Here is an 18,929-nt window from a genome sequence, read left to right on the forward strand (position 1 = left end):
TACGGTTACCCGCGCGGACGCTTCCACCTGCCTACAGCCGCTCCTCGTCCTCCTCGGGCAGGCCTTCGTCGAGGCGCAGCCAGGGCAGGCGGCTGCCGGTCCAGATGTGCCGGTCGGCCGGCGCCCGCTCGGGGTGGTCGAGGCTGGCCACGGTGATGTCCAGGCTGTCCGGGCTGTGGCTGGTGAAGAGGGTCAGGTGGCAGCCGCAGTGGGCGCAGAAGTAGCGGGTGCAGCTGGCCGACGAGGCGTAGGCCGCGGCGCTGCCGTGGGTCCAGCGGAACCCCGCCATGGGCAGGGTCAGCCAGGTGGTGACGATGCCGCCGGTGGTGCGCCGGCAGATCGAGCAGTGGCAGTGGGCGATGTCCCGCAGCGGCGCCTCGAAGGCGTAGCGCAGCCGGCCGCAGTGGCAACCGCCGGTGTGGATCTCGGTCATGGTGACTCCTTGTTCGGTATTCACCCTGGCGCTCTAGGGCGCGGTTGCCCATCATGGCAGGGTTTTTCCTCGCGGATGTCGTCGTGACCGCTCTCCTGCAATCGCTCTGGCCCCTGTTCGCACTGATCGTCGGCGGCTACTTCCTGCGTCGCCGCGACTTCCCCGGCGAGGCCTTCTGGCCGGCCGCCGAGCGGCTCAACTACTTCATCCTCTTCCCGGCCCTGCTGTTCAGCAGTCTGGCCAGCGCCCCGCTGGACAACCCGGCGCTGCCGCGCCTGGCCCTGGCGGTGCTGCTCGGCCTCGGCGGCGGCTGGCTCGGCCTGCTGCTGATGCGTCGCCTGTGCGGCTGGCCGGCGGCGCGCTTCGGCGCCTTCACCCAGGGCCTCCTGCGCTTCAACACCTACCTCGGCCTGGCCGCCATCGGCAGCCTGTACGGCCAGCCCGGCCTGGTGCTGGCGGCGCTGCTGCTGGCGCTGATGGTGCCGGCGGTGAACGTGCTGTCGGTCTGGTCGCTGAGCGCCGGGGGCGAGGTGAGCGTTGCCGGCCTGCTGCTGCCGATCCTGAAGAACCCGCTGATCCTCGCCTGCCTGGCCGGCGTGCTGGTCAACCTGCTGGGCATCGGCCTGCCCGGCGGCAGCGACCGCCTGCTCGGCCTGCTGGCCGCCGCCAGCCTGCCGCTGGGCCTGCTCTGCGTCGGCGCCGCGCTGCGTCCGCAGGAGCTGAGCGGGGAGAAGGCGGCCCTGGCCTGGAACTGCGCCCTGCGCCTGCTGGCCATGCCAGCGCTGGCGCTGCTGGTGGCCCGCCTGCTTCACCTCCCGGCGATGGAAAGCGCGGTGCTGGTGCTGTTCTTCGCCCTGCCGACCGCGCCCACCGCCTACGTGCTGACCCGCCAGCTCGGCGGCGACGGCCATCTGATGGCCGGCATCATCACCCTGCAGACCCTGCTCTCCGCCCTCAGCCTGCCGCTGGTCCTCGCCCTGCTCGCCTGAACCGCACATCGGCCGGGACCAACCAATGCCGAGGCGACCGGTCGTAAACCACACACCGACCGGCGACCGGTGTCACAGACGGAATTTTCACGCAAAGCCGGATAGAATCGCGCGCGCCCCGCGTGGCCTCCGAACATCCGCACAAAGGAATTCATAATGGAATGGCTGACCAACCCGGAAATCTGGGTTGCCTTTCTCACCCTGACGGCCCTGGAAATCGTCCTCGGCATCGACAACATCATCATGATCGCCATCCTGGTCGGGCGCATGCCGCCGCACCTGCAGGCGCGCACCCGCTTCTTCGGCCTGGCCCTGGCGATGGTCACCCGCATCGCCCTGCTGCTGTCGATCACCTGGATCATGCAGCTCACCAACGACCTGTTCCACCTGTTCGGCCAGGGCATCTCCGGGCGCGACCTGATCCTGTTCTTCGGCGGCCTGTTCCTGCTGTGGAAGAGCACCACCGAGATGTACCACGGGCTGGAAGGCGAGGACGAGGCCGGGCAGCAGCCCAACGGCGCCGCGCGCAACTTCATCGGCACCATCATTCAGATCGCCATCATCGACATCGTGTTCAGCCTGGACTCGGTGATCACCGCCGTCGGCATGGTCTCCCACGTGCCGGTGATGGTCGCCGCGATCATCGTCGCCGTGCTGGTGATGATGCTGGCCGCCGGCACCATCAGCGATTTCATCGACAAGCACCCGTCGCTGAAGATGCTGGCCCTGGCCTTCCTGGTGGTGGTCGGCACCGTGCTGATCGCCGAAGCCTTCGAGGTCCATGTGCCGAAGGGCTACGTCTACTTCGCCATGGCCTTCTCCCTCGGCGTGGAAGCCCTCAACATCCGCATGCGCGTACTGCGCGGCCGCAAGGAAGACCCGGTCAAGCTGCGCAAGGACATTCCGGGCGAATAAGCCGGAGTGTGGACAAGGAAACGGGGCCGAATGGCCCCGTTTTTTCTTGGCGATGTCCCCGTTGCCCGTTGTTGTACCGACACTGCCTTGCAGGCACGGGCGGGCGGCGAACCGCCTCAGCCGCGAATTTCGCGGCCAATCGGAATACCGCCCAGCCGCTCCCACGTAACGGCGATATGGCTTTTTTCTTAGCTATGTCCCTGTTACGTGCTACGCGGCCAGCCCCTCTATCTGAACGCGGTAGCTGCCTGCCCCTGGATTCCCGCCTGCGCGGGAATGACGGTTACGGAAGAAATTCCACCTCTACCTCGTCATCCCCGCGCAGGCGGGGATCCAGAAGGGTTCTGGGCACTACAACATCCAACAGGGACATAGCCTTTCCTTGCCTACTCGGCGAAGCGCTCGCCGCGAAAGGTGCGCCGCGGGTTGCCCCGCTCCAGCCGGTGGTGCCGCAGACGCCGTTCGGCGCGCAGGCGGTCGTCGGCCTGCTCGGCGCGCTCGGCCAGGCGCCGGGCGATCAGCAGCAGGGCCAGGCGCTTGTTGGCGTGCTGGCTGCGCTCGCTCTGCACCTTGACGCTGATGCCGCTGGCCAGGTGGGTGGCGCGCACCGCCGAGTCGGTGGTGTTGACGTGCTGGCCGCCGGGCCCCGAGGAGCGCAGCGTCTCGAAGCGGATCTCGCTCTCCAGGCCTACGGCCGGCGCTGCGAAGCGCGTGCCGCCGAAGAACCAGTTCTTGCGCCCGTGGTTCGGCCGGTAGGGGCTGGCGCAGATCCACAGCAGCGAACCGCTCCAGGCCTCCGCCAGCGCCTCGGCGCCGTCGCCCTGCAGGGCCACCAGCGCCGAGCGGAGGGTGCCGCGTGCTGCGCCACCCTCCTCTTCCAGCACACGCAGTTCGACCCGCGCGGCCTCGGCCTCCAGCGCCAGCCGCCGCATGGCCTTGGCCACCGCCAGCGCGCATTCTTCCGGCCCCTGGCCGGCCGACAGTTGCAGGAGGATCATCAGCAGCACCCTCCCCGCGTCTTGTAGGTCAGCACCGGCTTCAGCCGCGCCAGCACCCGGACCAGGCCAGCGTCGCGCAGGGCGCCGACCACCGAGTCGATGGCCTTGTAGGCCTCCGGCGCCTCCTCGTAGATCAGCGCGCGGTCGGCGCAGATCACCCGGCTGCCCAGCGCGGTGCGGGCCAGCTGCTCGACGCTGTAGCGCTGCGCCAGGCGGTCCTTGCACTCGCTGCGCATCCACTTGCGCCCGGCGCCGTGGGCCAGGGACAGCAGGCTGCGCTCGTCGGCGACGGGCTCGACCAGGTAGCTGAAGTCGCCGCGCGAGCCGGGGATCACCATCACTCCCTGGTCCGCCGGCGTGGCGCCCTTGCGGTGCAGCCAGCCGTCGTGCCCGTCGATGCGGGCCGGCGACACCAGGTTGTGGTTGACGTCCAGCACGGCCTCGCCGTCGGCGCGCAGGCGTTCCAGCATGCGCCGGGCGATCAGCTGGCGGTTGGCCTCGGCGAAGCGCAGGGCGCCGTCGTGCCGGGCGAGGTAGTGCGCGCACGCCTCGCTGCCCGCTTCCAGCCCGGCATGGCTGAACAGGTCGACCTGCTCGCGCAGGATCGCCTCGCCCAGGCCGCGCGAGCCGCTGTGCACCAGCAGGAGCAGGCGCTTGCGGCAGAGGCCGAGGCGCTCCAGCGCCGCGTCATCGTAGCTCTGGTCGAGCTGCTGCAGCTCGGCGAAGTGGTTGCCGCCGCCGATGGTGCCCAGCGAGCGCTCGTGGCCGCAGGCCGGCAGGCCGAAGGCGGCGACCGCCTCCGCCCAGTCCTCGCCGAGCGGCGCGTCGAGGTTGCCCAGGCGCTTCTCCAGCTTGTCCAGGTGCAGCCTGGCCGTCGGTATGTCGGTGCGCCACAGCGCCATGCCGCAGCCGATGTCGTTGCCGACCAGCGCCGGATACAGCCGGCTGGTGGAAAAGAACGCCGCACCGACCGGGTAGCCACGCCCCGGGTGCAGGTCCGGCATGCCAGCCACCCGTTGCATGCCCGGCAGGCGAGCGGTGGTTTCGAGTTGCTGGATCGCTTTGCCTTCGATCCAGGTGTCGTCCGCGGCGATCAATACGACGCCGTCGGACAGATTGCGGATGCAATTGCCCATGGTCCAATCCCTATGGGTTGAAACGAAAAGGTTGGGAGTGGCAGGACCGGGCCGGGTGAAGCGCGCCGCAGCGGAAGGCGGCGGAGGGAATCAGACCAGACGCGACCTGCAAAGGGTGATCAGCTGTTGCATGATGTGCCTCCTTTGCTGTCGGTTGAGGGAAGAAGGCGCGCATCCTAGGCCGATTGACAGAACCCTGCAAGAGCGCCGCATTCCATGGAGCTGAACATGGCCGATCAGGACCTTGCCGAACTGCTGCACCAGCAGGCGATGAACCTGCACGACGAAGGCGACGAAGACCTCGCTCTGCAGACCTACCACCGCGCCCTGGAACTGGACTGGTCCCGGCCGAGCACCCACTACAACATCGGCCTGATCCACAAGTACCGGCGCGAGTGGGCCGAGTCGCTCAAGCACAATCGCCTGGCCGTGGAACTCGACCCGCAGGACGAGGCGAGCAACTGGAACCTGGCCATCGCCGCCACCGCCCTGCGCGACTGGCGCACCGCGCGCGAGGTCTGGCAGCGCCTGGGCCTGAAGATCGAGGCGGGCGACACGCCGATCGAGGCCGACTTCGGCATGACACCCGTGCGCCTCAACCCGGACGAGAAGTCCGAAGTGGTCTGGGCCCGGCGCATCGACCCGGTGCGGGCGCGCCTGATCAACATTCCCTACGCCGAATCCGGCGCCTGCCACGGCGACGTCTTCCTGCACGACGGCGCGGCCGTCGGCCACCGCGAACACGAGGGCCGGGAGTACCCGGTGTTCAATGCGCTGGAGCTGTTCGAGCCCTCCGCCGACAGCACCTACGAGGCCAGGCTGCGGGTCGGCGACCAGGCCGACGTCGAGGCGCTGATCACCCTGCTGGAGGAGCGGCGGATCGCCGTCGAGGACTGGTCGCGCTCGGTGTACATCCTCTGCAAGCAATGCTCCGAGGGCACGCCCCACGAGCACCACGACGTACCGGCGGCGAGCCCGCAGCAGGAACCGGGCAACGAGCGCCTGGTGGCCATCGCCGGCCCCGACGAGGGCGCCATCCGCCAGGTGCTGGCCGAATGGAGCGACGATTCGCGCAGCCTGCTCGAACTGGAGTGCACGCTGGCCGCCGATGAGTTCGAGGAAGACTGAATCCCTAGAAGAGATCCAGCTGGCCCGGTGGCCCGGCCATCGGCGTCTCCACCGAGCGCTCGGGTTCGGCGGCACTGACGCCCAGCCGCTCGGCCAGCCCGGCCGCCCGCTCGGCGCGGGTGTTCACCGCGTCGCAGAGGCGCGCCGGCAGGCCCAAGATTTCCACCTTGCGCTTGGCCCGGGTGATGCCGGTGTAGAACAGCGCGCGGGTCAGCAGCGGGCTGGGACCTTCCGGCAGGACCAGCAGCACCTCGGCGAACTCCGAGCCCTGGCTCTTGTGCACGGTCATGGCGAAGGCGCTGTCGTGGCTGGGCAGGCGCGCGGGAGCGAAGGCGCGGAAACCGTCCTCGCTCTCGAAATGCACGCGCAGCCCGTACTCGGACGCCAGGCAGATACCGATATCGCCGTTGAACAGGCCGAGGGCGTAGTCGTTCTGCCGCACCATCACCGCGCGGCCGGGATACCAGCGCTCGCGCTCGGGCAATGACCAGCGGCGCTTGATCCGCGCTTCCAGCGCCTCGTTCAGGCCGCTCACGCCCCACGGCCCCTCGCGCTGGGCGGTGAGCGCGCGGAAGGCGTTGAAGGCGGCGAAGGCCTCTGCCGGGTCGCCCTGGCGTGCCGCCTGCAGGTAGGGCCGGTAGCCCTGCTCCAGGCGATCCAGCAGCGCGGCCTGTTCCGGCTCGGCCCGCCAGGACAGGTCGGCGCGGCCCTCGCGCAACAGGTCCAGGGTGCCGGTGGCATCGCCCGCGTTGATCCGCCGCGCCAGCTCGCCGATACCGCTGTCGGCGGCGAAGCGGTGGCTGTGGCTGAGCAGCACCACGGCGTCGCCCAGCGCCGAGCGCGGCGCCTCGACCGGCACGTCCTGGCCGGTGATGCGGCGCAGCTCGGCCGCAGCCGCGGCGTCGAAACCGCGCCCCTCGCACAGCTCGGCGAACACCGCGCCGGCCTCCACCGCCGCCAGCTGGTCCTTGTCGCCCAGCAGGATCAGCCGCGCCTGGGGCGGCAGGCCATCGACCAGCTTGGCCATCAGCGCCAGGTCGACCATCGACGCCTCGTCCACCACCAGCACGTCCAGCGCCAGCGGCCGTGCCGCGTCGTGGCGCACGGCCGGGCTGTCGCCACGGCTGCCGAGCAGGCGGTGCAGGGTGCGCGCCTCCTCCGGCAGCAGCGCCTTGAGCGGGTCGGCCAGGGGCAGGTCGGCCTTGGCGTTGCGGATGGCCTCGGCCATGCGCGCTGCGGCCTTGCCGGTGGGCGCGGCCAGGCCGATGGCGAGCCTGTCGCCGCCGGGCTGCTCCAGCAACGCCGCCAGCAGGCGCACCACGGTGGTGGTCTTGCCGGTGCCGGGGCCGCCGGAGATCACCGCCAGGCGTCGGCGCACGGCCTGGGCCGCGGCCAGGCGCTGCCAGTCCGGCTGCTGCTGGTTGAAGGCGAACAGCCGCGCCAGGCTGGCGGACAGCGCCGCCTCGTCCACCTCGGGCCGGTCGGCGGCGCGGGTCAGCAGCCGCTCGGCCAGCTGCTGCTCGTAGGCCTGGTAGCGCGCCAGGTACAGGCGCTGGCCCTCCAGGATCAACGGGGCGAACGCCCCCGGCCCGGCCACCAGCGCGGAGCCCTGCAGGCGGGCACGCAACTCGCCCAGCGCCGGCAACGCGAAGTCGAACTCCGGCCAGGGCCGGCGACCGGCCACCCGCGCCAGCGGCAGGCACACGTCGCCGCCGGCCAGCGCCTCGCAGCACAGGGCGGCGCAGGCCAGCACGGCCTCGTCCGCCTGCGGCTCCAGGCGGCGCAGGCTGTCGAGCAACGCGCGCTCCAGCGGTCCGAGGGGCAAGGCATGCAGGGTCATCGGCGACGTCCCTTGTGGTGGGAGCGGCCTTGGCCGCGATGCTCCCGTGCATGCCGGATCGCGGCCAAGGCCGCTCCCACCTGGCTCATATCCCCTCCGCGAACAGACCATCCAGCGCATCCAGCAGCGCGCCGGAGGGCTGCGCGAAGTACACGCCGGCCTCCGGCATGCCGCGCAGGAACAGGTAGAGAGCGCCGCCCAGCCGCTCGTCGGCGAAGCCGGCCAGGCGGCCGCGCAGGAAGCGGCGCAGCGCCACCAGGTAGATCAGGTACTGCAGGTAGTAGTGCTCCCCGGCGATGGCCTGCTCCAGGCGTTCGGGGGTGTAGTGGGCGACGCTCGGGCCGAGCCAGTTGGACTTGTAGTCGAGGATGTACCAGCGCCCGTCGTGCTCGAAGGTCAGGTCGATGAAGCCCTTGAGGAAGCCGCGCAGCTCGTCGAACTGCAGGCGTTCGGCGGCCAGGCGCATGGCCGGCGGCAGGCCGTGGGCGGGGTCGGCGAGCAGGGCGCGCAGACGCTCCACGTCGAGGTGCTGCACCGGGAAGGTGAAGCCCAGCTCGGGCAGCCGCCGGGTTGGGTCGAGATCGGCCAGGCGCATGCCCCGGCCGTCCAGGTCGCAGTCCAGCACCCGTTGCAGCTGCGCGATGGCGATCTCGGCCCAGGTCGCCGCGTCGATGCCGTGGTCCTGCAGGGCGGCCGGCACCAGCTGCTCCAGGCTGCCCTTGCCGCGCACCCAGTCTTCGAGGATGGCGTGCAGGCAGGTGCCGGCGCGGGCGCCACGGGGGAAGGCGAAGAAACCGACGCCGGGCTCGCTGGCGGCCGGCATGGCCAGGCTGTCGCGGTCCGGTGCCTCCATGTGCATGCCGGCGGCAAGGCCGGAGAAGCTGCCGATGCGCCAGGCGCTGTGCAGGCTGCGGGCGAAGTTCTGCAACGCCTGGGGCGGCTCGGCGCGGCGCTCGCCGGTGGCGCTGGCCTCGTCCGCCAGCAGCGGCAGGCGGGCGATCAGGCCGGCGCTGCTTCCCGCCAGGGCGTCCAGCTCGGCGGCCAGCGCCGGACCTTCGCCGCCGGCGAGGTGCGCCGCCAGTTCGCCCAGGGCATCGGCCCCCGCCAGTTCCCGGCCGTGCAGCAGCCAGGCCAGGGCGCTGCTGTGCAGGCCCTCATCCGCCAGCGAGCCGTCCTTCTTCGGCTTGGGCAGCGCGGCCGGGCCCCAGTGCAGCCACAGGCGGTCACGGGCGCGGGTCAGGGCCACGTAGGTCAGGCGCAGCTTCTCGGCGAAGGTCTCGCGCCGCGCCATCTGCAGGCGCTCGTCCAGGCGATCGCTGCCCAGGTCGAGCAGCGGCTGGCCGTCCTCGTCGTGGCAGCGGGCGCTGTCGGTGTGCTGGCCGAGCAGGCGGCCGTCCCACAGGAAGGGGCAGAACACCAGCGGGTATTCCAGGCCCTTGGAGGTGTGGATGGTGACGATCTGCACCCGCTCGGCATCGCTTTCCAGGCGCAGCAGGGCGTCCTCGCCGAGGCCCTCGCTGCCGCGCTGCCCCTCGAACCAGGCAAGCAGCGCCTCCAGCCCGGGGCGCTGCAGGCTCTCCGCCTGGAGCAGCTCGGCCAGGTGCAGCAGGTTGGTCAGCCGGCGCTCGCCGTCGAGGCCGGCCAGCAGGCGCTCGGCCACCCGCTCCTGATCCAGCCAGGCCCTGAACACCCGCATGAAGCCGTGCTGCTGCCACAGCTGGTGGTACTGCTCGGCGGCGGCGCGCTCCTCGTCCCAGGCGCGCTCGTCGTCCTGGCAGCGGGCGATCTGCGCCGCGTCGCGCCCCAGCAGGCGGGTCGCCAGGGCGTAGCGCAGCACGCCTTCGCGGCCCGGCTCGGCGTAGGCGGCCAGCACCGCCGCCAGCTCGCCGGCCTCCTCACTGTGCCACACGCTGTCGCGCCCCCGCCGCACGCTGGGCACGCCACGGGCGGCCAGCTCGGCGGCGACGCTGGCGGCCTCGCGGTGATTGCTGACCAGCACCGCGATATCGCCGCCTTTCAGCGGAATTCTGTCGCCATCTTCTTCGAAATAGGCCTCGTTTCGCGCACTGGCGGCGAGCAGCGCGGCGATGCGCCTGGCGCTGTCCACCGCGGCCAGTTCGCCGGCGCGGCCCTTGGTCAGCGGCTCATCGCCGAGCCAGACCAGGCCCAGCGGCGCGGCGCCCTCCCGCGCGGGCAGCACCAGCCGCGCGCGGGCCTTGCGGCCGGCGCTGACCGGCGGGTAGTCGAGGCCTTCCTCGGCGAACGGCTGCGGTCGGGCGAACAGCAGGTTCAGCGCGGCGATCAGCTCGGCCGTGGAGCGGAAGTTGTAGGGCAGGTCGTACTGCCGGTCGGCGTCGCCCCGGGCCTTGAGGTAGGTGGCGAGGTCAGCGCCGCGGAAGGCATAGATCGCCTGCTTCGGGTCGCCGACGAAACACAGGTCGCCAGGCGAGCCGCTCGCTACGCCCGCCATTTTTGGGTAGATGCGGTCGAAGATCGCGTACTGGATCGGGTCGGTGTCCTGGAATTCGTCGATCAGCGCCAGTGGGTACTGCTCGCGCAGGCGCGCGGCCAGGTCTTCGCCGGCCGGGCCCTGCAGCGCCTCGTGCAGGCGGTTGAGCAGGTCGTCGAAGGCCAGCAGGCGCTGGGCCGCCTTGCGCCGGGGCAGCTCGACGTTGAGCCGGTCGAGCAGCTCCACCTGCAGGGCGACCAGCTTCCGCCGCCCCGCCGGGCCGGCGGCGGACAGGGCCTCGGCCAGCCCGTCCAGGGCCTCGGCCAGTTCGCATTGCGGTGCGTCGTAGCCCTTCTTGCAGGCCTTGGCCAGCGCCGCCGCACCCAGCTTGGCCAGGCCGTCCGGCGCGTCGAACAGCGCCGCCGGGTCGGCGAAGTAGGCGTCCAGCTCGGCCGACCACAGCGGCAGCTTGGCCGTCTTGTGGGTGCTCTGGCTGAGGCCGCCGTGCTCGATCAGGGTTTCCACCCAGGCATAGCCCGCGTCGCGCCACAGCTCGGCCGCGCGCTGCCAGGCATCGCTGGCGGCGCCCAGTTCGGCGCCGGCGCCCGTGTCCCTCGGCTCGACCCGCAGGTAGGGCTTGCCCAGGTGGCCGCGCAGGGCCTGGCGCAGGGTCGCCGGGGTGATCCTGGCCCTGGCGAGGAAGCGCGCCCAGGCCGGGTCGGCCTCGGCCAGCACGTGGCGCCAGGCGTCGCCGAGCAGGGCGTCGAGCACCTCGCGGTCGTCCTGGGTCAGCTCGGCGTCGAAGTCGCCGCCGGCCTCGAAGGCCGAGTCCTGCAGGGCGCGCTGGCAGAAACCGTGGATGGTGAAGATGGCCGCCTCGTCGAAGCCGTGCACGGCCAGCAGCAGGCGCCGCCGCGACGCTTCGTCCGGGTGACGGCGGTGCAGTTCGATCAGGAAGGCGTCGTCGCTGGCGCCATCCTCGTACAGCGCCAGCAGTTCGGCCAGGCGCGCGCGGATGCGCTCGCGCAGCTCGGCGGTGGCGGCGGTGGTGTAGGTGACCACCAGAATCTGCCCGACCGACAGCTGCCGCTCCAGCAGCAGGCGCGCGTACAGGGCGGTCAGGGTCCAGGTCTTGCCGGTGCCGGCGCTGGCCTCGATCAGCGAGCGGCCGGCGAAGGGCGAGTCGTGCAGGTCGAGGCCGTTCATTCGCCGTCCCCCTCGCCTGTCGCCAGCGCCTTCAGCGCCGGCCCGAGCAGTTGTTCGGCAAGCTGCTCGAAGCGCTCGCCGAGCGGGTCGCGCTCGCGGAAGGCCAGGGCGTACCAGGGGTCCTCGGATTCGCCGGCCAACGGGCTGAACTCGGCGCCGAGCCAGGCGGCGCGGGCATTGTCGCGGGCGGCGGCGCGCGGTTCCTTGCGGCTCCTGGCGCTGGGCGTGCACAGGGCGCGGGCGAATTCGTAGCTGCTGCGGGTGATGAAGGGCAGCGGCGTGCACAGGGCCTCGCGGTAGGCGGCCAGCCAGGGTTCGAGCAGCTCGCGCGCCTCCGGCTGCGGGCCGAGCTGCCAGTCGCCGCCCGGCGAGACCAGCAGGCTCTCGCGGGCGATGTCCGGGGTGGCGCCGAGGTTCAGCAGCAGGTGGCGCAGCCAGAAACCGGGCAGGTCCCAGGCGCCGGGTGCGCCCAGGCGCCAGTCGAACAGGCCGTGGGAAGTCACGCCGTCCAGCCAGCCGTGGACACGCACGCCGGCCAGTTCGACATCCACCAGCAGCGGCTGCGGCGCCTCCAGCGGGCGAGCCTCGAACAGACGCGGGGCGAAGGCGCGCACCGGGCCGCGCATCTTGCCCCACAGGGCGTGCCCCAGCTCGCCCGGCGGCAGCCAGCCGGCGGCGCGGGCGATGCGCCGCTCCTGCTCCTCCGACCAGCCGCGCTCCACCGCCTGCAGCGCCAGCTGGCGCAGGCCGCGCTTCGCGGGGCCTTCCAGGGCGAAGGGCTCGTCGCCGGCGATGGCCTCGTCGGCGTCGGCCAGGCGCAGGCCCAGGCGCGGCTCCAGCAGGAAGCGCGCCGGGTGGCGGAAGCACTGCAGCAGCTGGCTGGGCTCGATCACCCGCCAGTCGTCGTCCGGCTCAGGCAGGCGCGCGACGAAGGGCGGCGGGTCGAGCGCCGGCACCTCGGCGAGGCGCTGGGCCGCGCGGAACCAGGCGGGCGAAAAGCCCCGGCGGGCGCCGACGGCCTCGAAGTTGCCGGGGGCGAACGGCTGCAGCGGGTGCTCGACGGTGATTGCGGCGCTCGCCTTCTGCTCCCGTGGGAGCGGCCTTGGCCGCGAAGCTTCTGCGCAATCCGGATTGCGGCCGAGGCCGCTCCCACAGGGAACCGCCACGGCAGTGAGATCGACCGCCTCCAGCAGTTCGCTGACCAGCACCGAGGGCGGCAGCTCGGCGTTGTCGCGCGGGTCGCGGCCGACGTAGCTGAGGTACAGGCCGTCGCGGGCGCTGAGCAGGGTTTCCAAGAACAGGTAGCGGTCGTCCAGCCGCCGCGCGCGGTCGCCACGGCGCGGGCGGCGGGCGATCAGGTCGAAGCCGGCGACCGGCGTGCGCCGCGGCAGGGCGCCGTCGTCCAGGCCGAGCAGGCAGACCAGGCGGAACGGCAGGCTGCGCATCGGCACCATGGTGCAGAAGGTCACCGCGCCGGTGAGGAAGCCCGAGGCGCCGCCGCCGTTCTCCAGCGCCGCGCCGAGCTGCTGGCGCACCAGCGCCAGTTCCAGCGGCCGCCCGATGCCCGCGTCCTGGGCCTGCCGCCCCAGGGCGGCACAGGCCTGGCTGAGCAGGAGCAGGGTGTCGCCGGATTCGCGCTCGTCGAACAGCGCGTCGATCATCCCTTGCAGGTCCAGCGCCCAGTCGGCCAGCGGGCGCGGCCGCTGCAGGCCCTCGGCCAGCCGCGCCAGGTGGTCGACGAAGGCGCACAGGCGGCCGAGCAGCTGGGCGCGGGCGCCTTCCAGGGCGTCCAGCGGCAGGCTGTCACCGAGCAGCGGGACGCCCGCGCCGGCCAGCTGCGGTGGCGCGGCGAAGCCGAGCAGCAGGCGGTCCAGGCCCTGGCGCCAGGTGAAGGCGTCCTCGGCCGGCAGGTCCAGCCGCGCGCGGTGCTCGCCGTCGCGGCCCCAGCGCACGCCGGCCTGGCGCAGCCAGTCGCGCAGCAGCGGCAGGTCCTCGCTCTCGATGCCGGCGCGGCGGGCGATGGCCGGCTGTTCCAGCCAGGCCAGCACCTCTTCGGCGGCGAAGCGGCTCTCGGGCAGGCCGAGCAGGCCGAGGAAGGCCTCGATCAGCGGCGTTTCGGCGCGCAGGCTGCGGTCGGCCAGGCTGTAGGGAATGTACGGCGCGCCCACCCGCCCGCGCCCGCCCGTGGTGGTGGCGAACACCGCCTCGATGTAGGGGGCGTAGCGCTCGATGTCCGGGGTCAGCACCACCACCTGGTCGGGGCTCAGGGTCGGGTCGGCGGCGAAGCGCGCCAGCAGCTGGTCGTGGAGTATCTCCACCTCGCGCAGCGGCGAATGGGCGATGTGCAGTTCCAGAGAACGGTCGTCGTCGCGCAGTGGCAGGCGCTCGTCCGGCGCGCGGGTGCGCAGGCGCAGGATGTCCTGCTGCAGGGCGTGCAGCAGGCTGTCGTCGGCCAGCTCCGCGTCCTGCGGGTAGATGCCGTGTTCCTCGGCGATCAGGCCGAACAGGCTGTCGAAGAAGTCGCGGCCCTGCTTGCCCAGGCTGGCCAGCAGCGGGTGGCCGACGTCGAGATACCAATCATCAAGGCCGGACTCCGGTTGCTGCGCCAGCTCGCGCACATCGCGAATCTCGCCCCAGGCCTCGCGGCACGGGTTGAGGGCGCAGATCACCACTTCGGTGTGCCGCGCCAGGCCCTCCAGCACCCGCAGGTGGTGCGGCGGCAGCGAGCTGATGCCGAACACCAGCAGGCGCTCCGGCAGGCCGTCGAGGGGCGCGGCGCCGTGCAGCCGCGCCAGCAGTTCGCCGAGCAGGCGCGCGCGGTGCGGGTGGCCGTCCCGGGTCAGCTCCTGCCAGAGCAGCGCCTGCCAGGCCTCGTCCGCGCCCAGGTCGCACAGCTCGCCGCGCTCCCAGGCGGCCAGCCAGTCGTCGCGGTACAGCAGGTACTGGTCGAACACGTCGGCGATCTTCGCCGCCAGGGCCAGGCGGCGGCGCTCGTCGCCGCCCTCCAGGTAGCGCCCCAGGCGCTCGGCGCGGGCCAGGTTGGCCGGCTCGCAGAGCCAGTCGTAGAGGCGCCAGGTCATGGCCTGCGGGTTGAAGGCGGACTGCTCCGGCAGCGTGCCGAACACCTGCCGCGCCAGCCCCCAGACGAAGCTGGACGGCAGCTGCACGTCCAGGTGCATGGCGATGCCCTGCTCGCGGGCCAGTTGCAGGGTCAGCCAGCGGCCGATGCCCTGGCTCGGCACCACCACCCGCGCCGGCGCCAGCACGTCCGCCTGCGGCTGGGCGAGCAGGCGGCAGGCGAGCAGGCCGAGGGTTTCCAGGTCGGGGGCGTGATAGAGGCTGAGCATGGTCGGGCTAGCGTACCAGAGCCCGGGGGGCTTGGCCGTCGGAGCCGTCGGGATTGATCTCGCTCAGCCCGCCGCGCGACAGCGCGGCTATCCTTGCGTCAGCCTTTTTCCCCGGACCTGCCCATGCACGAGAACACGCCCGATACCCTGGACATCTTCGACTACCTGCAGCGCATGCAGGCGTGCGACGCCTCCGACCTGTTCCTCAGTGTCGGCGCGCCGGCCCATGCCAAGGTGGACGGCCACAGCCAGCCGTTCGACGAGCGGGTGCTGGTGGCCGGCGACGTGCAGCGCATGGCCTACCAGCTGATGAGCCAGAAGCAGGCGGTGGAGTTCGAGCGCGACCTGGAGCAGAACCTGGCGGTGAGCCTGCCGGGCACCGGCCGCTTCCGGGTCAACGTCTACTACCAGCGCGGCGAAGTGGCGATGGTGGTGCGGCTGATCCGCAGCCAGATTCCGGGCTTCGAGGCCCTCGGCCTGCCGCGCCTGCTGGAGAAGCTGTCGATGCAGGACCGCGGCCTGATCCTGGTGATCGGCGCCGCCGGCTCCGGCAAGTCCACCACACTGGCGGCGATGCTCGACTTCCGCAACCGCCACCGCGGCGGGCACATCGTCTGTATCGAGGACCCCATCGAGTTCCTCCACCAGCACCACAAGTCGATCATCGACCAGCGCGAGGTCGGCCTGGACACGCGCAGCTTCGACGACGCCCTGCGCAACGTGCTGCGCGAGTCGCCGGACGTGATCATGCTCGGCGAAATCCGCGACGCCGCCACCATGCAGCACGCCCTGCACTACGCGGAGACCGGCCACCTGTGCATCGCCACCCTGCACGCCACCAGCAGCAGCCACGCCATGGAGCGCATCGTGCGCTTCTTCCCCGACGAGGCGCGCAAGCAGGTGCTGGCCGATATCGCCCACAACCTGCTCGCGGTGATCGGCCAGCGCCTGGTGCCCGGGCTGAAGCAGAAGCGCGTGGCGGCGGTGGAAGTGATGCTCGGCACGCCCTACATCCGCGACCTGATCCAGCGCGACGAGCTGGACCAACTGCGCGAGGCCATCGCCCGCGCCGCCGAGCAGGGCCTGCAGACCTTCGACCAGCACCTGTTCAGCCTGCTCGAACAGGGCCGCGTGACGCTGGCCGACGCGCTCAAGTTCGCCGACTCGCGCACCGACCTCGGCCTGCGCTTCAAGCTCGAACGCGGCTTCTCCGCCGACGACGCCGAGCGCAAGGTGCTGCGCGACGGTTGAGCCGACGGACGGCGGCGCCGGGCTTGATCCGGATCAATGGCCATCTGCCACCCCGCCCGTAAGGTAGCCTTCACCCAACCTCCATCCCGGGATCGCCATGCCCTGCCCACCCGCCCGCATCGTCTGCAGCGACCCCGTACTGGCCAGCAACCTGCGCGGCCTCTGCGGCGACTGCGAAATCATCGTCGACCCGCACGACTGCAGCCGTGCGCCCCTGTGCCGCTGGCTGGACGACGCCGGGCTCGGCACGGACGGCCGCGTACAGGCCGCGCTCAGCGACGCGGTGGCGACCCTGGAGCGCACCCGCCACGCCTTCCGCTCCCGCGAGCTGGGCCAGCTGCGGCGGCGCCTGGAACAGTTGCTGGTCGAATTGTCAGCACCACCGGAATGAGGTAGAACGCCTCTCACTCAGGTTCCGCCAGCCGGCGGAGACCGGCTTTGCCGGGCAGGACACAAGGGCCTGCAAGACGAAGCGCCGCGATGGCCCGTTTTCCCCCGAACGCGCCATCCGGCGCTTTTTTTGTGGCCGCGAAAAGGTGGAGAAAGGGCATACCCATGAAGTCAGAGGAAAGCCTGCAGGAGCTGATAGGCCGCATCGGCCTCGATCTCGACGAGGTCGCCGAGCGTCACCGCCTGCTCGACTGGCGGCGCGACGACGCCCTGCGCCTGGCCTCCGCCGCGGACGGCGTGGAGGAGGCCCATCGCGGCTTCGTCGAGCGCCTCTACGAGCACCTGCAAGACTTCCCCGGCCCGGCCGGGCTGATCAACGACCCGGACACCCTCGGGCGCCTCAAGCACAGCCAGCTGGAGTACTACCAGCGCCTCTGGCGCGGGCCCTTCGACCGCGACTACCTGAACAGCCGCCTGCGCATCGGCATGATCCACCAGTTGGTCGGGGTGGAACTGAAGTGGTACCTGGCCGCCTACCGCCTGTACCTGGAGCGGATGAGCGACGCGCTGTTCGCCGGCCACCCCAACGCCGCGACGGCGGCCAGCCTGCTCAAGGCCGTGTTCTTCGACATCACCCTGGCCATCGACACCTACGGCGCCGCCCAGCGGCGCGCCCTGGAGGACAGCGAGGCACGCTTCGCCCGCGCCCTGCGCGGCGCCAATGACGGCCTCTGGGACTGGCACCTGGAGCACGACCGCCTGTACGTCTCCGAGCGCTGGGCGGAGATGCTCGACCTCAGCCGCGACGCCCTCGGCGAGGGCTGCGCCGCCTGGTTCTCGCGGGTCCACCCGGACGACCTGCCCGGCCTGCGCCAGGCCATCGACGCCCACCTCGGCGCGCGCACGCCGCTGCTCCACCACGAATACCGCATCCGCCGCCGGCGCGGCGACTACCTGTGGGTTCTGGCCCGCGGCGTGGTCGAGCACGACCAGGACGGCCAGCGGCGCATGGCCGGCTCGCAGACCGACATCAGCTCACGCAAGGCCGTGGAGGAACAGCTGCGCCACGCCGCCCGCCACGACCCGCTGACCGGGCTGGCCAACCGCCTGCGCCTGGACGAACTGCTGCGCCAGGCCCTGCAGCAGCTGCGCAAGCCCGGCGCCCGCGACGCCGCGCTGCTGTTCATCGACCTCGACCGCTTCAAGCTGATCAACGACAGCCTCGGCCACCACGTCGGCGACCAGGTGCTGGTCGAGGTCGGCCGGCGCCTGTCCCTGTGCCTGCGCCCCGGCGACCACCTGGCGCGCTTCGGCGGCGACGAGTTCGTCGTCCTGCTCACCGACCTGGCCTGCCTCGACGACGCCGAGCAGGTGGCCCAGCGCATGCTCGACGGCCTGCTCCATCCGATGCACCTGGCCGAGCAGACCCTGGTGGTCAGCGCCAGCATCGGCGTCGCCCCGCTGCGCGCCAGCGCGGACGCCGCCGAGGCGCTGCAGGCCGCGGACCTGGCGCTGTACCGGGCCAAGCAGGCCGGCAAGGCGCAGTTCGCCCGCTACAGCCAGGAGCTGCAGGCCGCCGCCCGGCGCCAGCTGGAGCTGGAGAGCGCGCTGGGCCAGGCCCTGGAGCACGACGAATTCATCCTCCACTACCAGCCGATCTGCCGCATCGACCAGGGCGTGCCGCGGCTGATCGGGGTCGAGGCCCTGCTGCGCTGGCGCCACGGCGGGCAGCTGATCCCGCCGCAGGAGTTCATCCCCTCGCTGGAGGAGTCCGGGCAGATCCTGCGGGTCGGCGACTGGGTGCTGCGCGAGGCCTGCCGCCAGGTGCGCGCCTGGCAGCTGGCCGGCCAGGAGCAGCTGCGCTGCTCGGTGAACCTGTCCAGCCGCCAGCTGCAGCAGGACGACTTCGTCGCGCGCCTCACCGACATCCTCATCGACACCGGCCTGGCGCCGTCCAGCCTGATCCTGGAGATCACCGAGAGCCAACTGATGCGCGACTGCACCGCCACCCTGATCGCGCTGCGCGAACTGGGCGGCCTCGGCGTGCGCCTGGCGCTGGACGACTTCGGCACCGGCTATTCCTCGCTGGGCTACCTCAAGCGCTTCCCGCTGCACATCCTCAAGGTCGACAAGAGCTTCATCGGCGGCGCCGACGCCGAGTCGCGGGCGATCAGCCGCGCCATCATCGGCCTGGGCCGCAGCCTGGCCCTGGAGGTGGTCGCCGAGGGCGTGGAGCGGGCAGAACAGCTCGACCTGCTGCGCCAGGAAGACTGCCACCTGGCCCAGGGCTACTGGTTCAGCCGGCCGCGCCCCGCCGCCGAGCTGGCGCGCCTGTTCAGGGACGAAGACCGTTTCGAGGGGTTCTGGTGCCTGCAGCCGGAATCCAGCCCAGTCACCGTTCCTCATCGCCGGGAAGTACAACGATGAAAATCAACCTGCCGGTCACACAACAAGAAGTAGCGGTCGATCCTCGCGCCAACATCCTCTCCACCACCGACCTCAAGGGCGTGGTCACCTACGTCAACCCGGATTTCGTCGCCATCAGCGGCTACAGCGAGGCCGAGCTGCTCGGCCGCAGCCACAACCAGGTGCGCCACCCGGACATGCCGCCGGCCGCCTTCGCCGACCTCTGGAAGACACTCAAGAGCGGCCGCTCGTGGATGGGCGTGGTGAAGAACCGCTGCAAGAACGGCGACCACTACTGGGTCAGCGCCTTCGCCAACCCGGTGGTGCGCAACGGCCAGGTGGTGGAGTACCAGTCCGTGCGCAGCCGCGCCGCGCCCGAGCAGGTGGCGCGGGCCGAAGCGCTGTACGCCGCGCTCGCCGCCGGCCGGGTGCCCCGCGCGC

General features: G+C 71.7%; 13 protein-coding genes. 7 read left to right on the forward strand and 6 right to left on the reverse strand.

Annotated elements, in window-relative coordinates; all coding sequences use genetic code 11:
- Positions 1 to 31: 31 nt before the first annotated feature.
- A complete protein-coding gene (locus N7640_RS25005) occupies positions 32 to 433 on the reverse strand; it encodes a GFA family protein (protein WP_279904947.1) in 402 nt (133 codons plus the stop codon).
- A 53-nt stretch (positions 434 to 486) separates the two neighbouring features.
- Here N7640_RS25005 and N7640_RS25010 point away from each other — a divergent pair, with 53 nt between their 5' ends.
- Both N7640_RS25010 and N7640_RS25015 read left to right on the forward strand, forming a co-directional pair.
- Positions 487 to 1,422 (forward strand): AEC family transporter, encoded by a 936-nt coding sequence (locus N7640_RS25010; protein ID WP_220811174.1) that lies wholly within the window; start codon positions 487 to 489, stop codon positions 1,420 to 1,422.
- Between the two features lie 156 nt (positions 1,423 to 1,578).
- Positions 1,579 to 2,337: a TerC family protein gene (locus tag N7640_RS25015; protein WP_220811173.1), complete on the forward strand. Its 759-nt coding sequence runs from the start codon at positions 1,579 to 1,581 to the stop codon at positions 2,335 to 2,337.
- A gap of 386 nt (positions 2,338 to 2,723) precedes the next feature.
- Here N7640_RS25015 and prfH read toward each other — a convergent pair whose 3' ends face one another.
- Together prfH and N7640_RS25025 are read right to left on the reverse strand one after the other, a co-directional pair.
- Positions 2,724 to 3,335 carry a peptide chain release factor H gene (prfH, locus tag N7640_RS25020; RefSeq protein ID WP_279904948.1) on the reverse strand — a complete coding sequence of 204 codons (612 nt, stop codon included), beginning with the start codon at positions 3,333 to 3,335 and terminating at the stop codon, positions 2,724 to 2,726.
- The gene (locus N7640_RS25025; protein ID WP_279904949.1) at positions 3,335 to 4,471 is read right to left on the reverse strand and encodes an RNA ligase RtcB family protein; all 1,137 of its coding nucleotides are present in this window, start codon (positions 4,469 to 4,471) and stop codon (positions 3,335 to 3,337) included. The genes prfH and N7640_RS25025 overlap by 1 nt, the downstream gene beginning before the upstream one ends.
- Before the next feature lie 228 nt (positions 4,472 to 4,699).
- Here N7640_RS25025 and N7640_RS25030 point away from each other — a divergent pair, with 228 nt between their 5' ends.
- Entirely contained in the window at positions 4,700 to 5,599 is a 900-nt protein-coding gene (locus tag N7640_RS25030) for a hypothetical protein (RefSeq protein ID WP_279904951.1), read from the forward strand.
- Positions 5,600 to 5,603: 4 nt separating this feature from the next.
- On the opposite strand, the gene recD is transcribed toward N7640_RS25030, so the two are convergent.
- From recD to recC, 3 genes are all read right to left on the reverse strand, one after another.
- Positions 5,604 to 7,439, reverse strand: a complete 1,836-nt coding sequence (gene recD / locus N7640_RS25035) for an exodeoxyribonuclease V subunit alpha (RefSeq protein WP_279904952.1) — start codon at positions 7,437 to 7,439, stop codon at positions 5,604 to 5,606.
- Positions 7,440 to 7,524: 85 nt separating this feature from the next.
- A complete protein-coding gene (gene recB / locus N7640_RS25040; RefSeq protein ID WP_279904953.1) occupies positions 7,525 to 11,094 on the reverse strand; it encodes an exodeoxyribonuclease V subunit beta in 3,570 nt (1,189 codons plus the stop codon).
- The gene (gene recC / locus N7640_RS25045; protein ID WP_279904954.1) at positions 11,091 to 14,441 is read right to left on the reverse strand and encodes an exodeoxyribonuclease V subunit gamma; all 3,351 of its coding nucleotides are present in this window, start codon (positions 14,439 to 14,441) and stop codon (positions 11,091 to 11,093) included. Before recC ends, recB begins: the two co-directional genes overlap by 4 nt.
- Positions 14,442 to 14,564: 123 nt before the next feature.
- Between recC and N7640_RS25050 the strand changes: the two genes are divergently transcribed.
- The 4 genes from N7640_RS25050 to N7640_RS25065 all read left to right on the forward strand — a co-directional run.
- Positions 14,565 to 15,692: a PilT/PilU family type 4a pilus ATPase gene (locus N7640_RS25050; RefSeq protein WP_220811166.1), complete on the forward strand. Its 1,128-nt coding sequence runs from the start codon at positions 14,565 to 14,567 to the stop codon at positions 15,690 to 15,692.
- A gap of 97 nt (positions 15,693 to 15,789) precedes the next feature.
- Positions 15,790 to 16,083 (forward strand): hypothetical protein, encoded by a 294-nt coding sequence (locus N7640_RS25055; protein ID WP_279904955.1) that lies wholly within the window; start codon positions 15,790 to 15,792, stop codon positions 16,081 to 16,083.
- Between the two features lie 164 nt (positions 16,084 to 16,247).
- A complete protein-coding gene (locus N7640_RS25060; protein WP_279904956.1) occupies positions 16,248 to 18,509 on the forward strand; it encodes an EAL domain-containing protein in 2,262 nt (753 codons plus the stop codon).
- A partial coding sequence (locus tag N7640_RS25065) for a PAS domain-containing protein (RefSeq protein WP_279906263.1) occupies positions 18,506 to 18,929 on the forward strand: 424 nt, incomplete at its 3' end. The genes N7640_RS25060 and N7640_RS25065, both read left to right, overlap by 4 nt.

The sequence above is a fragment of the Pseudomonas sp. GD04015 genome, assembly GCF_029837675.1.
In the GTDB taxonomy this organism is placed as follows: domain Bacteria; phylum Pseudomonadota; class Gammaproteobacteria; order Pseudomonadales; family Pseudomonadaceae; genus Aquipseudomonas; species Aquipseudomonas paralcaligenes.

What these genes read in the sequence shown, in the direction of transcription:
- N7640_RS25005 (WP_279904947.1), bottom strand. Translation starts at nt 433, where the DNA reads ATGACCGAGATCCACACCGGCGGTTGCCACTGCGGCCGGCTGCGCTAC.
- N7640_RS25010 (WP_220811174.1), top strand. Translation starts at nt 487, where the DNA reads ATGGCAGGGTTTTTCCTCGCGGATGTCGTCGTGACCGCTCTCCTGCAA.
- N7640_RS25015 (WP_220811173.1), top strand. Translation starts at nt 1,579, where the DNA reads ATGGAATGGCTGACCAACCCGGAAATCTGGGTTGCCTTTCTCACCCTG.
- prfH (WP_279904948.1), bottom strand. Translation starts at nt 3,335, where the DNA reads ATGATCCTCCTGCAACTGTCGGCCGGCCAGGGGCCGGAAGAATGCGCG.
- N7640_RS25025 (WP_279904949.1), bottom strand. Translation starts at nt 4,471, where the DNA reads ATGGGCAATTGCATCCGCAATCTGTCCGACGGCGTCGTATTGATCGCC.
- N7640_RS25030 (WP_279904951.1), top strand. Translation starts at nt 4,700, where the DNA reads ATGGCCGATCAGGACCTTGCCGAACTGCTGCACCAGCAGGCGATGAAC.
- recD (WP_279904952.1), bottom strand. Translation starts at nt 7,439, where the DNA reads ATGACCCTGCATGCCTTGCCCCTCGGACCGCTGGAGCGCGCGTTGCTC.
- recB (WP_279904953.1), bottom strand. Translation starts at nt 11,094, where the DNA reads ATGAACGGCCTCGACCTGCACGACTCGCCCTTCGCCGGCCGCTCGCTG.
- recC (WP_279904954.1), bottom strand. Translation starts at nt 14,441, where the DNA reads ATGCTCAGCCTCTATCACGCCCCCGACCTGGAAACCCTCGGCCTGCTC.
- N7640_RS25050 (WP_220811166.1), top strand. Translation starts at nt 14,565, where the DNA reads ATGCACGAGAACACGCCCGATACCCTGGACATCTTCGACTACCTGCAG.
- N7640_RS25055 (WP_279904955.1), top strand. Translation starts at nt 15,790, where the DNA reads ATGCCCTGCCCACCCGCCCGCATCGTCTGCAGCGACCCCGTACTGGCC.
- N7640_RS25060 (WP_279904956.1), top strand. Translation starts at nt 16,248, where the DNA reads ATGAAGTCAGAGGAAAGCCTGCAGGAGCTGATAGGCCGCATCGGCCTC.